The 15,254-nt window shown below is 73.7% G+C and carries 13 protein-coding genes and 1 tRNA gene; 6 read left to right on the top strand and 8 right to left on the bottom strand.

Translation table 11 applies throughout. The features are described 5' to 3' along the window. Positions 1–14: 14 nt before the first annotated feature. Positions 15–1,652, bottom strand: coding sequence for an ABC-F family ATP-binding cassette domain-containing protein (locus BS83_RS25730; RefSeq protein ID WP_037605920.1), 1,638 nt, complete (start codon positions 1,650–1,652; stop codon positions 15–17). Between the two features lie 150 nt (positions 1,653–1,802). Continuing rightward, positions 1,803–4,181, bottom strand: a complete 2,379-nt coding sequence (locus BS83_RS25725; RefSeq protein ID WP_084714064.1) for a transketolase-like TK C-terminal-containing protein — start codon at positions 4,179–4,181, stop codon at positions 1,803–1,805. A 310-nt stretch (positions 4,182–4,491) separates the two neighbouring features. Between BS83_RS25725 and BS83_RS25720 the strand changes: the two genes are divergently transcribed. Beyond that, a complete protein-coding gene (locus BS83_RS25720; protein WP_037605918.1) occupies positions 4,492–5,613 on the top strand; it encodes an MBL fold metallo-hydrolase in 1,122 nt (373 codons plus the stop codon). 22 nt (positions 5,614–5,635) lie between these two features. On the opposite strand, the gene BS83_RS25715 is transcribed toward BS83_RS25720, so the two are convergent. After that, the gene (locus tag BS83_RS25715) at positions 5,636–6,169 is read right to left on the bottom strand and encodes an ATP-binding protein (protein ID WP_084714061.1); all 534 of its coding nucleotides are present in this window, start codon (positions 6,167–6,169) and stop codon (positions 5,636–5,638) included. Positions 6,170–6,417: 248 nt separating this feature from the next. On the opposite strand from BS83_RS25715, the gene BS83_RS25710 reads away from it, so the two are divergent. After that, a tRNA-Leu gene (locus BS83_RS25710) sits at positions 6,418–6,500 on the top strand. A 62-nt stretch (positions 6,501–6,562) separates the two neighbouring features. Here the strand turns inward: BS83_RS25710 and BS83_RS25705 are convergent. Further along, the gene (locus tag BS83_RS25705) at positions 6,563–7,948 is read right to left on the bottom strand and encodes a serine hydrolase domain-containing protein (protein WP_037605916.1); all 1,386 of its coding nucleotides are present in this window, start codon (positions 7,946–7,948) and stop codon (positions 6,563–6,565) included. 133 nt (positions 7,949–8,081) lie between these two features. On the opposite strand from BS83_RS25705, the gene BS83_RS25700 reads away from it, so the two are divergent. The 3 genes from BS83_RS25700 to BS83_RS25690 are packed head-to-tail and all read left to right on the top strand — an operon-like array spanning position 8,082 to position 10,699. After that, positions 8,082–8,765, top strand: a complete 684-nt coding sequence (locus BS83_RS25700) for a TetR/AcrR family transcriptional regulator (RefSeq protein ID WP_037605914.1) — start codon at positions 8,082–8,084, stop codon at positions 8,763–8,765. After that, positions 8,762–9,448 (top strand): rhomboid-like protein, encoded by a 687-nt coding sequence (locus BS83_RS42160; RefSeq protein ID WP_051943937.1) that lies wholly within the window; start codon positions 8,762–8,764, stop codon positions 9,446–9,448. The genes BS83_RS25700 and BS83_RS42160 overlap by 4 nt, the downstream gene beginning before the upstream one ends. Before the next feature lie 45 nt (positions 9,449–9,493). Continuing rightward, positions 9,494–10,699, top strand: coding sequence for a saccharopine dehydrogenase family protein (locus BS83_RS25690; RefSeq protein ID WP_037605912.1), 1,206 nt, complete (start codon positions 9,494–9,496; stop codon positions 10,697–10,699). Between the two features lie 42 nt (positions 10,700–10,741). Here the strand turns inward: BS83_RS25690 and BS83_RS25685 are convergent, their stop codons facing one another. Further along, a complete protein-coding gene (locus BS83_RS25685) occupies positions 10,742–11,518 on the bottom strand; it encodes a L,D-transpeptidase family protein (RefSeq protein ID WP_051943935.1) in 777 nt (258 codons plus the stop codon). 161 nt (positions 11,519–11,679) lie between these two features. On the opposite strand from BS83_RS25685, the gene BS83_RS25680 reads away from it, so the two are divergent. Further along, complete coding sequence (locus BS83_RS25680; protein ID WP_051943932.1) at positions 11,680–12,453, top strand: SDR family oxidoreductase; 774 nt, start codon at positions 11,680–11,682, stop codon at positions 12,451–12,453. Between the two features lie 222 nt (positions 12,454–12,675). On the opposite strand, the gene BS83_RS25675 is transcribed toward BS83_RS25680, so the two are convergent. The 3 genes from BS83_RS25675 to BS83_RS25665 are packed head-to-tail and all read right to left on the bottom strand — an operon-like array spanning position 12,676 to position 15,226. Then, complete coding sequence (locus BS83_RS25675; RefSeq protein WP_037605910.1) at positions 12,676–13,221, bottom strand: isochorismatase family protein; 546 nt, start codon at positions 13,219–13,221, stop codon at positions 12,676–12,678. Positions 13,222–13,271: 50 nt separating this feature from the next. Beyond that, positions 13,272–14,702: an MFS transporter gene (locus BS83_RS25670; RefSeq protein ID WP_037605909.1), complete on the bottom strand. Its 1,431-nt coding sequence runs from the start codon at positions 14,700–14,702 to the stop codon at positions 13,272–13,274. After that, positions 14,699–15,226: a MarR family winged helix-turn-helix transcriptional regulator gene (locus BS83_RS25665; RefSeq protein WP_084714058.1), complete on the bottom strand. Its 528-nt coding sequence runs from the start codon at positions 15,224–15,226 to the stop codon at positions 14,699–14,701. Before BS83_RS25665 ends, BS83_RS25670 begins: the two co-directional genes overlap by 4 nt. Between the last annotated feature and the right edge of the window lie 28 nt (positions 15,227–15,254).

The following is a 15,254-nucleotide window of genomic DNA, read 5'->3' as shown; positions in this document are numbered from 1 at the left end:
CGCCCGGAGGCGGGTCAGCTCTCGCTGATCCGCCCGTCGGCGACGGCGATACGACGCGTCGTGGCCACCGCGTCCAGCATCCTGCGGTCGTGCGTGACCAGCAGCAGCGTCCCCGTGTAGGAGGCCAGCGCCGACTCCAACTGCTCGATGGCGGCCAGGTCCAGATGGTTCGTCGGCTCGTCCAGCACCAGCAGGTTCACGCCCCGGCCCTGCAGCAGCGCCAGCGCGGCACGGGTCCGCTCGCCGGGCGAGAGCGTCGCGGCCGGACGGAGCACGTGCGCGGCCTTCAGGCCGAACTTCGCCAGCAGCGTCCGCACGTCCGCGGGGGAGGTCTCCGGCACCGCCGCGCCGAACGCCTCCAGCAGCGGCAGGTCACCGTAGAAGAGCCCGCGGGCCTGGTCGACCTCGCCCACGACCACGCCGGGGCCGAGCGCGGCGTGCCCGGCGTCCAGCGGCAGCCGGCCCAGCAGCGCCGCCAGCAGCGTCGACTTGCCGGCGCCGTTCGAGCCGGTGATGGCCACCCGGTCCGCCCAGTCGATCTGCAGGTCCACCGGCCCGAACCGGAAGTCCCCGCGGGCGACCTCGGCCGCGCGCAGGGTCGCCACCACCGAGCCGGAGCGCGGCGCGGCGGCGATCTCCATCCGCAGCTCCCACTCCTTGCGGGGCTCGTCGACGACGTCGAGCCGCTCGATCAGACGCTGCGTCTGGCGGGCCTTGGCGGCCTGCTTCTCGGTGGACTCGGTGCGGAACGCCTTGCCGATCTTGTCGTTGTCGCTCTGCTTCCTGCGGGCGTTCTTGACGCCCTTCTCCATCCACGAGCGCTGCATCCGGGCCCGCGCCTCCAGGCCGGAGACGGTGTCGGCGTACTCCTCGTACTCCTCGCGCGCGTGCCGCCTGGCCCGCTCGCGCTCCTCCAGGTAGGAGGCGTAGCCGCCGCCGAAGTGGTTGACCCGCTGCTGCGGCAGGTCCAGCTCCAGCACGCTGGTGACGGTCCGGGTCAGGAACTCGCGGTCGTGGCTGACCAGCACCGTGCCCGCGCGCAGACCGGTGACGAAGGCCTCCAGCCGCTCCAGGCCGTCCAGGTCCAGGTCGTTGGTGGGCTCGTCGAGCAGGAAGACGTCGTAGCGGCTCAGCAGCAGCGAGGCCAGCCCGGCGCGGGCGGCCTGGCCGCCGGAGAGCGAGGTCATCTCCTGCTGCAGGCCGACGGTCAGCCCGAGGGTCGCGGCGACCTCCTCGGCGCGCTCGTCCAGGTCGGCGCCGCCCAGGTCCAGCCAGCGGTCCAGCGCCTCTGAGTACGCGTCGTCCGCGCCGGGCGCGCCGTCGACCAGCCCCTGCGTCGCCGCGTCCAGCGCCTCCTGCGCGGCGGCGACACCGGTCCGCCGGGCCAGGAACGCCTGCACGGTCTCGTTGGGCCGCCGCTCGGGCTCCTGCGGCAGATACCCGACGGTCGCGGTGGGCGGACTCAGCCGCACCTCCCCGTGCTCGGGCGCGGCGACGGAGGCGAGCAGCTTCAGCAGCGTGGACTTCCCTGCCCCGTTCACCCCCACCAGCCCGATCACGTCGCCGGGGGCGACGACCAGGTCCAGCCCGGAGAAGAGGGCGCGCTCACCATGTCCGGCGGCGAGGTCTTTGGCGACGAGAGTGGCAGTCATCAGGAGCCGAATCCTACCGGGAGCCGGTGAGGCGATCCCGCCCGTGGGGCCGCCGCGGGCGCGGGCGCGGCGGGGGACGCGGTCGGCCCGCGCTGCGCCCGGGCCGTGGGGGCGACGGAGTTGCCGCCGCCCCCTGGCCGGCCGGCGTGACTACGCCAGGCTCAGCGCCGCCAGCGCCGCGTTGACGATCGAGCCGGAGGTGAGGTCGTGCAGCTCGTACAGGTCGCCGACCGTGCCCGACTGGCCGAAGGCGTCGACGCCCAGCGGGACGGTCGGCACGCCGAGCGCGCCGCCGAGCCAGGCCATCGAGTGCGAGGCCGCGTCGTGGACCGTGACCAGCGGCGAACGGCCGGTGCCGAAGGCCGCGCGCAGCGCGCCCGGGGAGTCCGGGGTACGGGCCGCCCGGTAGCCGGACCGCAGCGTGCGCTGCCACTCCGCGTAGAGCAGGTCCTGCGAGGTCACATCGATGACGTGCGCCGCGATGCCCTCCTCGGCCAGCTCCGCGGCCGCCGCCAGCACCTCGGGCAGCACCGCGCCCGACGCCGCGAGGCGGACCACGGGCGCGCCCGGCTGTTCGACGGCGTCGACCAGCCGGTACGCGCCGGCCAGCACCTGGCGGCGCAGCACCGTCTCGCCCAGCCGCTCCCGCGCCGCGTCGAACGGCGACTGCTCCAGCGGACGCGTGGTGAGGCGGAAGTAGTGCGCACCGCCCTCACCCCTGGCCACCTGCCCGACCGCGTCGCACAGCAGCCAGTCCAGCGCCCCCGCGAAGGCCGGTTCCAAGGTGACCACGTTCGGCAGCTCCAGGCCCACCGACGGCGTGATCGTCGACTGGTGCGCGCCGCCCTCCGGGGCCAGCGTCACACCGGACGGCGTACCGGCCACGATGAAGCGCGAACCCGAGTAGACCGCGTAGATGAACGCGTCCAGACCGCGCAGCACGAACGGGTCGTAGACCGTGCCCACCGGCACCAGCGGCTGCCCGGACAGGTCGAAGGACAGGCCCAGCTGACCCAGCAGCAGGAACAGGTTCATCTCGCTGATGCCCAGCTCGATGTGCTGCCCGCTCGGGCCCTCGGCCCAGCGCAGCACCGGGTCGCTGTTCCAGGCGCGGCGCTCGGTCGGCGCGAAGACGCCGGTGCGGTTGATGAAGCCGGCCAGGTTCGTGGAGGTCGCCACGTCCGGCGCGGTGGTCACCAGCAGCGGCGCCAGCTCCGGCTGCCGCGACAGCTCGGCCAGCACGCGGCCGAAGGCCTCCTGCGTGGACAGCGGCTTGCCGGTCCGCACCCCGCTGGACGCCGGCACGGGCGGAGCGGTGAACGCCGGGGCGGCCGGACGCGTCAGCAGCCGGGCCCGCTCGGCGACCAGGCGGCCGGCCGCGCTCGCCGCGTCGATCGGGTCCCACTCGGTCTCCGCGGTCAGGCCGTGCGCCTCGCGCAGCGCGTCCACCTGAGGGGTGGTCAGCAGTGCGGAGTGGTTGCGCGGGTTGCCCGCCGTCGGCAGGCCCCAGCCCTTGACGGTGTAGGCGAAGACGACGCTGGGCCGGTCGGCGACCGCGTCGCACTCGGCGAAGGCCTCCAGCAGCGAGCCCAGGTCGTGCCCGCCCAGGTCGGTCACCAGCGCCGCGAGCTCGGCGTCCGGGACCTCCGCGCAGAAGTCCGCCACCGCCTGCGGCGCGCCGTCGAGGAACTGCTTGCGCAGGTCCTGCTCCGGCAGCCCGAACAGCGACTGGTAGTGCTCGTTCGGCATGCCGTCGATCCAGGCGCGCAAGGCCTCCCCGCCCGGGCGCGCGAACGCGGCGCGCAGCCGGCGCCCGTACTTGACCTCGGCCACGTGCCAGCCGGCAGCGGCGAACTGCGCCGTCCACTGCGCGATCCGCACGCCGGGCACCACGCGGTCCAGGGACTGGCGGTTGAAGTCGACGATCCACATCACCTTGCCGAGCCCGTTGGTGGCGTCGTCGGCGATCGCCTCCCACACGTTGCCCTCGTCCAGCTCCGCGTCGCCCATCAGGGCCACGAAGCGGGAGGCCGGACGCTCGCCGAAGTGCGCGTCCACATAGCGGCGGGTCGCGGCGGCGAAGAGCGGGGCGGCGGGGCCGAGGCCGACGGAGCCGGTGGAGAAGTCGACCGGGTCGGGGTCCTTGGTGCGGCTCGGGTAGGACTGCAGGCCGCCGCGGGCGCGCAGGGTGGTGAGGTAGGAGCGGTCCAGGTTGCCGAGCAGGTACTGGATGGCGTGGAAGACCGGCGAGGCGTGCGGCTTCACGCTGACCCGGTCCGGCGCGTCCAGGTGGGCGAACCAGAGCGCGGTCATCGCGCTGACCAGGCTGGCGCTGGACGCCTGGTGTCCGCCGACCTTGACGCCGTCGCCGGTGGCGCGGTCGTGGTTGGCGGAGTCGACGATCCGGGTCGCGAGCCAGAGCACGCGCTGCTGGATCTCGTCGAGCAGCTCCAGGTCCGGTGCCGTGGACGGGGTCGCCGTCGTGGGAGCCGGGGAGCCACCGCCGAGAGGATGAGGGTGGTGATCCATGCAAGCAGAGTGCCCGACTCGCCTCGACCTGTCACGCGTGGTGCTGGTCACGTGGGTGCGTCCCGGTCGGTACCGGTGTGTCTCCGGGCCCCTGCGCGTCGGCGCAGGTCACGGCCGTCCGGGTGGCGGTTCTTTGCTGGGTGGGAACAGCGGCTTCCGGTCGACCGTTGGCCGCAGTGGCGGTTCCCGCTTCAGCGGGGGTCGTGGTGCGGCTCCCCGGGAAGTGATGGGGGGACGGCACGCAGCGTGCACGAGTCGTGCACGGGCACGGAGCGGGCGCGAACAGGCGCGAACAAGGAGAGAGCCAGGCATGGGACTGAACCGGGCAGGGAAGATCGCCACGGGGGTCGGCGCGGCGGGCGCGGCGGCCCTGGCCTGGGCGGCGCGTGAGATCCCGGTCGCCTTCGGCGGCGACCCGAAGAAGGGCGGCCGCGGCCTGCGGCTGGCCGAGTCGCCCCGCTACCGCGACGGCGTCTTCCACAACCCGCCCGGCCCCGACCGGTCCGGCGACATGGCCCGTCCCGACGCCCGCGGCGTGGCCAGGGAGATGCTCTTCGGCAAGCAGCAGCGCAAGCCCTCCCGCCCGGTCCCGCTCGTCCGCGACATCGCGCAGACGGCCGCCGAGGACATCGCGGTGACCTGGTTCGGCCACTCCAGCGCGCTGGTGGAGATCGAGGGGCAGCGGGTGCTGCTGGACCCGGTCTGGAGCGAGCGCTGTTCGCCCTCGCAGTCGGCGGGACCGCGCCGTCTGCACAACCCGCCGGTCGAGCTGGAGCGTCTGCCCGACGTCGACGCCGTGCTGATCTCCCACGACCACTACGACCACCTGGACATGCACACCATCATGGCGCTGTCCCGGCTGCAGAACGCGCCCTTCGTCGTCCCGCTGGGCGTGGGCGCGCACCTGGAGCGCTGGGGCGTGCCGCTGTCCCGCATCATCGAGCTGGACTGGGACGAGACCGCCGAGGTCGGTGGCCTGCGGCTGGTGTGCACCTCCGCGTACCACTTCTCCGGCCGCGGCTTCTCGAACAACGGGACGCTGTGGAGCTCGTGGGCGATCCTCGGGCAGGAGAGGAAGGTCTTCTACAGCGGTGACTCCGGCTACTTCGACGGCTTCGCCCGCACCGGCGAGCAGTACGGCCCGTTCGACCTGACGCTGATCCAGATCGGCGCCTACAGCGACCACTGGCCCGACATCCACATGACGCCCGAGGAGGGCCTGCGCACCCACCTGGACGTGCGCGGCGAACTGCTCGTGCCGGTGCACTGGTGCACCTTCGTGCTCGGCCTGCACGACTGGTCGGAGCCGGTGGAGCGGCTCTGCGAGGCCGCGGACGCCGCGGGTGTGCGGCTGGCGGTCCCGCGCCCGGGGGAGCGGGTCCTCGCCGCCGCGCCCCCGAAGCTCGACCACTGGTGGCGCGCGGTGGTGTGAGCCGGGTGAGCCAGGTGAACCCTCACCGACCCGTGCGGGGGCGCGGCAGCGGCAGTTCCACCCAGACGACCTTGCCCCCGCCGGAGGTCCGGTCCACGTCGCACGCGCCCCCGGCCTCGGCGGTGATCGCCTTGACCAGCAGCAGCCCGCGCCCGCCGAGCCGGTTGAAGTCCTCGGAGAGCGCCTTGGGGCGGTAGGGGTGGCTGTCCTCGACGGACAGCCGCACCCAGCCGGCCGACAGCACGATCTCCACGACGAGCTCGGGGGAGAGCAGCGCGGCGTGCCGGACCGAGTTGGTCACCAGCTCGGAGACGATCAGCAGGATGCCGTCCAGCAGTTCCTCGTAGACGGGGCCGGCCACGCCCTGCGCGAGCAGCAGGTCCCTGACCGCGTGCCGCGCGTGCGACACGGTCACGTCCACGGCGGGTGCGGCGAACCGCCACACCCCCTCGACCCCGGGCACCGGCGGCCCGGCCACGCCTGGCCCGGCGCCTGCGGCCGGAACCGTTCCTGTGCCGAGCGGCGCTTCGCCGGGCTGGTCTCCGCGGACATGCATGTTTCGTTCCGCCATCCTCGGGTCGCTGGAGTGCTGAGGTAGAGGTCTTCTGGGCAGACAGGTCGTCCTATCACAGCCTCGTGCTACCCAGGCGGCGGCATGAGAGCGCAAAGTGACCGCTTTTACACGTTCGGTCATCGCCTGAGAGCGGAATGGATCACTTCCGATCGCGCCGGGGGGCGGTCGGGAGCACTCTGTTTTCTTGGTATTGTTGACCACGTCAGCGCGGGTCACCGCGTTGGTCACCTGCGCGGGTGGCGGAATGGCAGACGCGCTAGCTTGAGGTGCTAGTGCCCTTCGGGGCGTGGGGGTTCAAGTCCCCCCTCGCGCACAGAGTTGGTCCGGATTGTGGCCCCCGGTTTTCGACCGGGGGCCACAGCTGTCTGTGCGGGGTCATGCCGGCGTCACCCGGGTGAAGAGGCGGCCGGCCAGGTCGACGCCGGTGATCGCGCCGGAGGCGTCGCGGGTGAAGAAGCCGCGCTGGCCCTGGAGGCCGCCGGAGGTGACCAGGTAGTCGTCGCCGTCGCCGGGGAGCAGCCCGAGGGCGGCGCCCAGGTAGTCCGCGGGGAGTTCGGTGTCGGCGGCCGCGCGGATCTCCGGGCGGATGCCGACGTCCATGGTCAGGGACGCGCCGTCGGTCGCGATGGTCAGCAGCATGGCGTCGATCGCGTAGGTCCCGACCGCCTCGCCTGCGCGGGACGCGTCGTAGGGGAGCGGCTCGGGGTCGCGGTCGACGACGCCCAGGTGGTTCTCCAGGGCCCAGCGGACGACCGCCTGGTTGAACAGCAGGCCGTTGGGGCCCGCGTTGGCCATCGTCACGACCGCGAAGTCCCGCTCGGGAACGGTGAGCAGCTCCGCGAACTGGCCGTTCGCCGAGCCGCCGTGGCCCACCGTCCGGACGCCGTCGACCTCGCGCAGGAACCAGCCGAGGCCGATCGCGTCGCCGAGCGTGCTGCCGCGCAGGGCGACGGTGGCCTCGCGCATCCGGTGCAGCGCCTCGGTCGGCAGCAGCGGTGCGCCGGATGCCGTGCGGCCGTCGCCGAGCTGGAACCTGGCCCAGCGCAGTTGGTCGGCGACGCAGGAGACCAGGCCGCCGCCGGGGTTGTTGCCCCTGACGCCACGCCAGAGCCGGCCGACCGTCAGTTCCCCCGCCTCGTCCGGGTTGTGGCCGACCGCGAAGCGGCGGGTCAGCACGTCGGCCGGAGCGAAGAAGCTCTCGTCCATCCCGAGCGGTTCCAGGAGCAGGGAGGCGATCGCCGCCTCGTAGGTCTGCCCGGTGACGCGCTCGACGACCCGGCCGGCCAGGTTGAAGCCCGCCTGGCTGTAGGAGGCGCGGGCCCCGGGCTCGGCGATCAGCGGCAGTTCGGCCATCGCGGCCACGAACCCGGCCAGCGCGTCGTCGCCCTCGCCGGTGTCGGTGATGAGGTTCCAGTCCAGTCCCGCGGTGTGGTTGAGCAGGTTCCGCACGGTGATCCTCGCGGCGGCCGACTCGTCCTGGAGGACCAGGTCCGGCACATAGCGGCGTACCGGCGCGTCGAGCTCCACCCGGCCCTGCTCGGCCAGCCGCACCAGCGCCGTCGCGGTCAGGGTCTTGGTGACCGAGCCCAGCACGAACAGCGTCCGCGGTGTGACCGGCAGCGGGTTCTCCAGGCTGGTGACGCCGTGGCAGGCGTGCCGTTCGCTGCCGTCGGCCCAGACGCCCACGGCGACGCCCGGGATGCCGAACCTCTCGGCGGCCTCGCGGACGAAGGCGGCCAACCGGTCGTCGTGCTCTGCCATTTCGGTTCCCCTTCGGACTGTCGGGCAGGTACTTGCACTGTGTTCAAGCAGACCGTAGCCGTGGACTTGAACACTGTGCAAGTCCCTTTCTTGAACATTGTGAAAGTCTTGATCCGCGCACTACAGTGACCGCATGCCCCGCTCCACGCTGACCCGCGAACAGATCGTCGACGCCGCCGTGCGGCTCCTGGACGAGGAGGGTCTCGAGGGCCTGAACATGCGGGCGCTCGGCAAGCGCCTCGGCTCCGCGGCGACCGCGGTCTACTGGCACGTGGGCAGCAAGGCCGACCTCATCTCCCTCGCGGGCGACCAGGTGTGGAGCGCGATCCCGCTGCCCGACCCCGAGGCCGTCCCCTGGCGCGCGGCGGCCACCGCGATGGCCGCCGACCTGCACGCGACCCTGGTGCGACACCCCTGGCTGGTGCAGGCCTTCGGCGCCTACCTGATGTTCGGGCCCGGCAAGGCCGGCTACGACGACCGCAGCCTCGCCGTCCACGAGGCCGCCGGCTTCGTCGGCCAGGAGGCCGACCGGGCCGCCGCCGCCGTCTTCACCTACGTGCTCGGCAACGCGCTCGGCCCGGCGGCCGCGGCCTCGCTGGAACGCGGCCTGGAGGGCGAGCCCGAGGGCGGCTCGCTCGCCGAGGGCATGGCCCGCGCCACCGAGGTCGCCTCCCGGTTCCCGCGCCTGCGCGCCCGCCTGGAGACCGCGGCGGCGACGGGCTACGCCGAGGCTCCCGACGACAGCTTCGCCTTCGGCCTGCGCGCGATCCTGGACGGCCTGGAGGCCCGACTCGCCCTCGCGGACGGGACGCGGTGACGGCTTCCCGCGAGCCCGCGCCGCCGCTCGCACTGTGGGCGCTGCTGCGTCGCTCGCCGTTCACCCTCGGCTACGTCTGCGTGCTGCTGCTCACCCACGCCTGGATCCTCTACGGCCTCCCGCCCGCCCGCGCCGCCGCCGTGCTGCGCTACGTCAGCACCAACACCGACAACCTCGCCGACCACCCGGTCCGCGCGCTGCTCGGCAGCGCCCTCTTCTTCGACGGCACGCTCACCGACCTGACGTCCCGCTCCTTCGCCGCCACCTTCATCACCCTCGGCATCGGCGTCTGCTGCTTCCTCGCCTGGGCCGAGCGCCGCTGGGGGAGCCTGCGCGCCTTCGCCGTCTTCCTCGCCGGCCACGTCGGGGCGACCCTGCTCACCGCCGCCGTCATCGTCCTCGCCGTGCGGCAGGGCTGGTATCCCGCGAGCGTGCGCCACAGCCTCGACTACGGCATCAGCTACGGTGCCCAGACCGTGATGGCGGCCGGCACCTCCCTCCTGCCCCGCCGCGCCCGACCGCCCTGGGCCCTCCTCGTCCTGTGCTGGCCGCTGGGCGGCCTCGAAATGACCGGTCCGCTACCGGACTTCACCACCCTCGGCCACCTCCTGGCGGCGGCGATCGGCTTCGCCCTCCTGCCCCTCACCCTGCGCTGGGGGCGCCCGCGGACCCGGCCGGTCTGACGCGGACCTGCCCGGCTACCGTCCAGTAGCGCTAGAGTGCGCCGCATGGAGCGTCAGGCTGAGCGTGCGTACGACATCGTCCTGTTCGGGGCCACCGGGTTCACCGGGGGGCTGGCCGCCGAGTATCTTGCGCGGAACGCGCCGCAGGGGTGCCGGTGGGCCGTCGCCGGGCGGAGCAGGGTCAAGCTGGAGGCGCTGCGGGAGCGGTTGGGGCTGCCCGAGCTGCCGCTGCTGGTGGCCGACAGTGCGGACGCGAAGGCGCTCGGAGAGGTGGCCGGGTCGGCGCGGGTCGTGGTGACGACCGTGGGGCCGTATCTGGAGCACGGGGAGCCGCTGGTCGCCGCGTGCGCGGCGGCCGGGACGGACTACGTCGACCTCACCGGGGAGCCCGAGTTCGTCGACCTGATGTACGCCCGGCACCACGCCACCGCGGTCGCCAGCGGCGCGAGGATGCTGCACGCCTGCGGCTTCGACTCGGTGCCGCACGACCTGGGGGCGCTGTACACCGTCACGGAGTTGGCCAGGCGTCAGGGGAAGCTGGACGGGCCGGTCGCCGTCCAGGGCTTCGTGCGCGCGGGCGGGACGATCTCCGGCGGGACCCTGGCCTCGGCGCTGCTCGCGTTCTCCCGTCCCCGGCAGATGGGCCGGGCCGCCAGTGCCCGGCGCGCGGTCGAGGAGCGTCCCGCCGGACGGAAGGTCGGCGGGCGGATGTCCGGTCCGCGCTGGTCGAAGGACGCGCACGCCTGGGTCGTGCCGATGCCCACGATCGACCCGCAGGTCGTGCTGCGCTCGGCGGCCGCGCTGCCGGAGTACGGCCCCGACTTCAGCTACGGCCACTACGCCGCCGTCAAGCGGTTGCCGATCATGGTGGGCGGGCTGCTCGGCGTGGTCGGCGTCGCGCTGGGCGCGCAGGTGCCGCCGGTGCGCCGGGGGATCACCAGGCTGCGTCCCTCCGGCGCGGGACCCGACGCGGCGACCAGGGCCAAGAGCTGGTTCACCGTCAGGTTCGTCGGCGAGAGCGGCGGAGTGAGGATCCACACCGAGGTCTCGGGCGGCGACCCCGGCTACGGCGAGACCGCGAAGATGCTGGTCGAGACCGCGCTCTGCCTCGCCCACGACGAGCTTCCCGAGACCGCCGGCCAGCTCACCACGGCGGCGGCCTGCGGCACGGCGCTGATCGACCGTCTGGTCGCGGCCGGCATCCGCTTCCGCGTCCTGGACGCGCCGCCGACGGCGGCGCCCGGCCGGTGAGCCCGGCCGTTGACCGGGCCTGTGAGCCGGGCCGCGTGAGCGTCAGCTGATCACGATGACGGGGTGCGCGGCGGGGTCGATCCAGGTCATGATCTTGGTGAGCACGCTCGCCGGCACGGCCACGCAGCCGGCCGTCGGTCCGGCGGAGGAGCTGAGGTCGTGCAGGAAGATGCCCGCGCCCCGGCCCTGCACGGCGGGATCCATATTGAAGTTGATCACCAGCGCGTTGTGGTACTGCGTCGGGTAGTTGATCAGGTGCTCGCTGCCGTCGTCCCCGGCCTCGGTCAGGTGGAAGCCGCCCTGGGTGTCGGTGCGCATCTGGTTGTAGTAGGCCGACGTCGGATCCTCCACCCACCAGTCGTGTGCGGTCACCTGGTGGTACGGCATCCGGGTGCCCGGGTTCGGGGCGACGCCGAAGCCCTGGGTGATGGTGAAGGTGCCCGTCGGGGTGGTGTTGGTGCCCTGAGTCCGGGTCAGACCGTTGGTGACCCCGTTCGCGCCGACCCTGCCCGCGGTCGTCGAGACGACCTGCTGCCAGCCGGTGGCGCCGATCTGCCAGGCGGTGACGGTGGCGTAGCTGCCGTTCGACTGCACGGTGATGACCTGCTGCGCCGATCCGACCCGCGTCGGCGCGTGGAAGGCCGGACCGGTCGAGCCGAGCATCGCGACGTTCGAGTGGCCCGCCGGCGCCGCCTGCGCGGTGCCCGAGCCGAGCACCGAGACCGCGGCCGCGGCCGTGCCGAGCGCGGCGGTCGCCGCCGCGGACCGCAGGACGGGGGTGCGGGGCTTGGCGTGGCGGCCGTGGGACGCGAGCGGCATGGCGGCGGTGGCTCCCGGTGCGGGGGTGGTGACGGCGACTGATGACGCATCACCGTTCGAGGCCCGCACAGCCTACGGTCTCGGCCGTCGCCCCGCCACGCGAAGGTCACGAAGCCGCGGAAGCCGCCGCGCGGTAAGTTGTGATCAACGGGAGGAGACGCATGTCGCAGTGGCAGTCGCAGGAGACGGAAGCAACGCCGGGGCGGATCGCGCTGGTGACGGGAGCGGGATCGGGCATCGGCCGGATCACCGCGCGGGCGCTCGGCCGAGCGGGCTGGACCGTCGTGCTCACCGGCCGCCGCGAGGACGCGCTCAAGGAGACCGCGGCCGAGATCGCCGAGGCGTGGGTGGTCCCGGCCGACGTGACCGACGAGAAGGCGGTGACCGACCTCTTCGGCGCGCTCCGGGCCCGCTACGGGCGCCTGGACCTGCTCTTCAACAACGCGGGCGCGTTCGGCACGCCCGCTCCCGCCGCGGAGCTGCCGGCCGCGGCGTGGCGCTCCGTCGTGGACGTCAATCTGACCGGCGCCTTCCTGGTCGCCCAGGCCGCCTTCGCGCTGATGCGCGACCAGCAGCCGGGCGGCGGCCGCATCATCAACAACGGCTCGATCTCCGCGCACGTGCCGCGCCCGAACAGCGTCGCCTACTCGGCGACCAAGCACGCCATGACCGGCTTGACCAAGTCGCTCGGCCTGGAGGGCCGCGCGCACCGGATCGCGGTCGGCCAGATCGACATCGGCAACGCCGCCACGGAGATGACGGAGCGGATGACGCAGGGCATCCTGCAGGCGGACGGCCGCATCGCCGTCGAGCCGGTGATGGACGCCGCGCACGTGGCCTCGACGGTGGTGCACATCGCCTCGCTGCCGCTCGAGGTGAACGTGCCGTTCATGACCATCATGGCGACGGGCATGCCGTACCTGGGACGGGGCTGAGGCGACGAGCGGGGGCGCGAGAGGCCGGCCGCGGGCGGGTCGGCCCGGGTGGGTCGACGGTTGCCCGCGCCGTTCCTCGCGCCCCTGAGGGGCGGCTTCGCCGGTGGCTCGGACAGCGTCGGCAATGGGGCGTGAGGACCTGGGGCCGGCGCTGATCGCCCCGCCACAGGGCCGTGGCCGCCCGCGCAGTTCCTCGCGCCCCTGGCGGGGCGCCTACCGGGGTCAGCCCAGGAGCTTGATGAGTTCGTCGGTCGTGCCGGTCTCGCCCAGCTTGGGGAAGACGCGGGTCAGGCTGTGCTCGTGGGAGACGCGGTCGGGGTCGGTCACCGCGTCGGAGGCGACGGTGACGTGGTAGCCGTGCTCGTGCGCGGCACGGGCGGTGGACTCGACGCCCATGCTGGTCGCGATGCCCGCCACGACGACCTGCGTCACTCCGCGCCCGCGCAGTTCCGCGTCGAGCGCGGTGTTGTGGAACGCGCCCCAGGTCTGCTTGGTGACGGTGATGTCGCCGGACTGGGCCGGGATCACCAGCTCGGCCCAGTCGGCCGGGCGCTCGCCCTGCGGGCGCGGCATCGAGGTGCGGCCGAGCGCGCCGCCGGTGACGTTGACCAGCACCACCGGCAGTCCGCGGGCGCGGAACGCGGAGGCGAGGCGCTCGGAGTTGGCGATCACCTCGGCGCCGCCGTGCTCCGCGGCGAACGCGGAGATGCCCTTCTGCAGGTCGATCAGGATCAGCGCGCTGTTCGGGTCGAGGACGGTGGCGTTCATCGGGAGCCTTTCGTGCTTCAGCGAGAGGGAGTGGGAAAGGGAGCGGAAGATCAGGGGCGCGGGCGCAGCGCGCGGTCGAGCGCGGTGAAGAGAATCAGGACCGCGCTGAGCGCGCACATCACCAGGGCGACGCCGTGCAGCCCCGCCTGCGTCGCGCGGCTGCCGTAGAGCATGGCGATGACGGAGGAGGAGAGGATCGCGCCCAGATAGATCGAGGTGCGCTGCAGCCCGGCCGCCGAACCGATGACGTCGGCGGGGGCCTGCGCGTAGACGGCGGCCTGGTTGCAACTGGACGCCAGTCCCTGGCCTACGCCGAAGAGCGCGCTGGCCAGGACCAGCAGGGCGACCGGCGAGCCGTCGCCGATGACCAGCAGCAGGACCGAGCCGGCCAGCAGCAGTCCGGTCAGTGCCACCAACGGCGCCCGCAGCGTCCTGGTGCGCGCGCCGAGCAGCGCGAAGACGGCGGCGGTGCCGGACATCGGCAGGGCGATCAGGCCGGCGTGGAAGGCGTTGAAGCCGTGGGCCTGCTCCAGCCACTGCGAGAAGCCGTAGAGCATGCAGTACAGCACCAGGTAGGTGAGCCCGCTGCGGACGAAACTTCGGGTGAGCCCCGGGTTACGGCCGAGCAGGCGCAGGTCCAGGAAGGGGTGGGCGGCCCGCAGCTCCCAGCGCACCAGCGCCGCGCCCAGCAGCAGGGCGAGCGCGAGCAGCAGCAACTGCGGGTGGGTGAGCCGCATCAGGAAGAGCATCGTCGTGGCGATCGTCGCCGCGAACAGGACCAGACCCGGCGGGTCGATCTGCGAACGCAGCCCGTCCGTCGGAGCCGAGGCGCCGCGAGCCGAGGCGCCCCGAGCCGGGCGCGGTTCGTCGGCCGGCACCCAGCGCAGCGCGAGCAGCAGCGCCACCAGGGCCACCGGGATGTTGACCGCGAACACCGCCCGCCAGCCCAGCGTCGCCGCGAGCGCGCCGCCGAGCACCGGGCCGACGGCGGCGCTGGCCAGCGAGGCGAGGGAGAGGCGGCCGAGGACCGGGCGCGGCGCCTCGACGCCGGTGCGCCGGGTCTCGGCGCGCAGCATGGCCATCGCCGCCGGATAGGCCGCCGAGGTGCCGACGCCGAGCAGCACGCGCGAGGCGATCAGCCAGCCGAAGGCCGGGGCGAACGCGCCGACGGCGCCCGCCACCACGACCACGCAGAGGCCGGTCAGGAACACCTTCCGCGGACCGACGAGGTCCGCCAGGCGGCCCATGGTCGGCTGGCCCACGGCACTGGCCAGGTAGAGGACGGCGACCAGCCACGCCGTCTGCGCCGCGCCCACGCCGAACGCGCCGCCTATCGCGACGAGCGTGGTCGCGATCATCGTGGTGTTGACCGGGTTGAGGGCCACGCCGAGCAGCAGCGGAGACATCATCGACGCCGCGAACGGCCTGCGTCCGTCCGTCTGCCCGAGGCGGCCGGAGACCACGCCTGCCGGGGCGGTCATGCCTCCGCGCCCGCGAGTGTGCGCAGGACCGGCAGCGCGGCGGCGAGCACCGCCCGCTGGTCCGCGTCCAGGGCGCCGTCCAGCGCCTCGGTCAGCCAGTCCTGCTTGGCCCGGAGTATGCCGGTGATCGTGACCCGGCCCGCCTCCGACAGCTCCACCAGCACCTGGCGGCCGTCGGTCGGGTGCGGGGTGCGCCGGATCAGCCCGCGCTCCTCCAGGGCGGAGACGGTCATCCGCATCGACTGCGGGCGCACCAGCTCCGCCCGGGCCAGGTCGGCGGTCGTGGTGGGGCCGTCCCTGAGCAGCCGGGCCGCGACGGAGCGCTGGGAGGGGGTCAGCTCGCTCTCGCCCGAGGCCGCGCGGGTGCGCCGGACCAGCAGCCCGAGCACGGTGTGCAGCTCCGACGCGAGGGCGGCGGTGTCGCCTGGCACGCTCTCGTCGGCGTGATCGACGCGGTCCGCGCCGGTGGGGTCGGACGCCGGGGCCGGTTCGGCGGCCTCGGGCCCGGAGTCGATCAGTGGCATGGTTCCAACCTAAGGATCTGCGCTTCTG

It is taken from the genome of Streptacidiphilus rugosus AM-16 (assembly GCF_000744655.1).
Lineage (GTDB): Bacteria > Actinomycetota > Actinomycetes > Streptomycetales > Streptomycetaceae > Streptacidiphilus > Streptacidiphilus rugosus.
This window is presented reverse-complemented; position numbering and strand designations above follow the sequence as displayed.

What these genes read in the sequence shown, in the direction of transcription:
- BS83_RS25730 (WP_037605920.1), bottom strand. Translation starts at nt 1,652, where the DNA reads ATGACTGCCACTCTCGTCGCCAAAGACCTCGCCGCCGGACATGGTGAG.
- BS83_RS25725 (WP_084714064.1), bottom strand. Translation starts at nt 4,181, where the DNA reads ATGGATCACCACCCTCATCCTCTCGGCGGTGGCTCCCCGGCTCCCACG.
- BS83_RS25720 (WP_037605918.1), top strand. Translation starts at nt 4,492, where the DNA reads ATGGGACTGAACCGGGCAGGGAAGATCGCCACGGGGGTCGGCGCGGCG.
- BS83_RS25715 (WP_084714061.1), bottom strand. Translation starts at nt 6,169, where the DNA reads ATGCATGTCCGCGGAGACCAGCCCGGCGAAGCGCCGCTCGGCACAGGA.
- BS83_RS25705 (WP_037605916.1), bottom strand. Translation starts at nt 7,948, where the DNA reads ATGGCAGAGCACGACGACCGGTTGGCCGCCTTCGTCCGCGAGGCCGCC.
- BS83_RS25700 (WP_037605914.1), top strand. Translation starts at nt 8,082, where the DNA reads ATGCCCCGCTCCACGCTGACCCGCGAACAGATCGTCGACGCCGCCGTG.
- BS83_RS25690 (WP_037605912.1), top strand. Translation starts at nt 9,494, where the DNA reads ATGGAGCGTCAGGCTGAGCGTGCGTACGACATCGTCCTGTTCGGGGCC.
- BS83_RS25685 (WP_051943935.1), bottom strand. Translation starts at nt 11,518, where the DNA reads ATGCCGCTCGCGTCCCACGGCCGCCACGCCAAGCCCCGCACCCCCGTC.
- BS83_RS25680 (WP_051943932.1), top strand. Translation starts at nt 11,680, where the DNA reads ATGTCGCAGTGGCAGTCGCAGGAGACGGAAGCAACGCCGGGGCGGATC.
- BS83_RS25675 (WP_037605910.1), bottom strand. Translation starts at nt 13,221, where the DNA reads ATGAACGCCACCGTCCTCGACCCGAACAGCGCGCTGATCCTGATCGAC.
- BS83_RS25670 (WP_037605909.1), bottom strand. Translation starts at nt 14,702, where the DNA reads ATGACCGCCCCGGCAGGCGTGGTCTCCGGCCGCCTCGGGCAGACGGAC.
- BS83_RS25665 (WP_084714058.1), bottom strand. Translation starts at nt 15,226, where the DNA reads ATGCCACTGATCGACTCCGGGCCCGAGGCCGCCGAACCGGCCCCGGCG.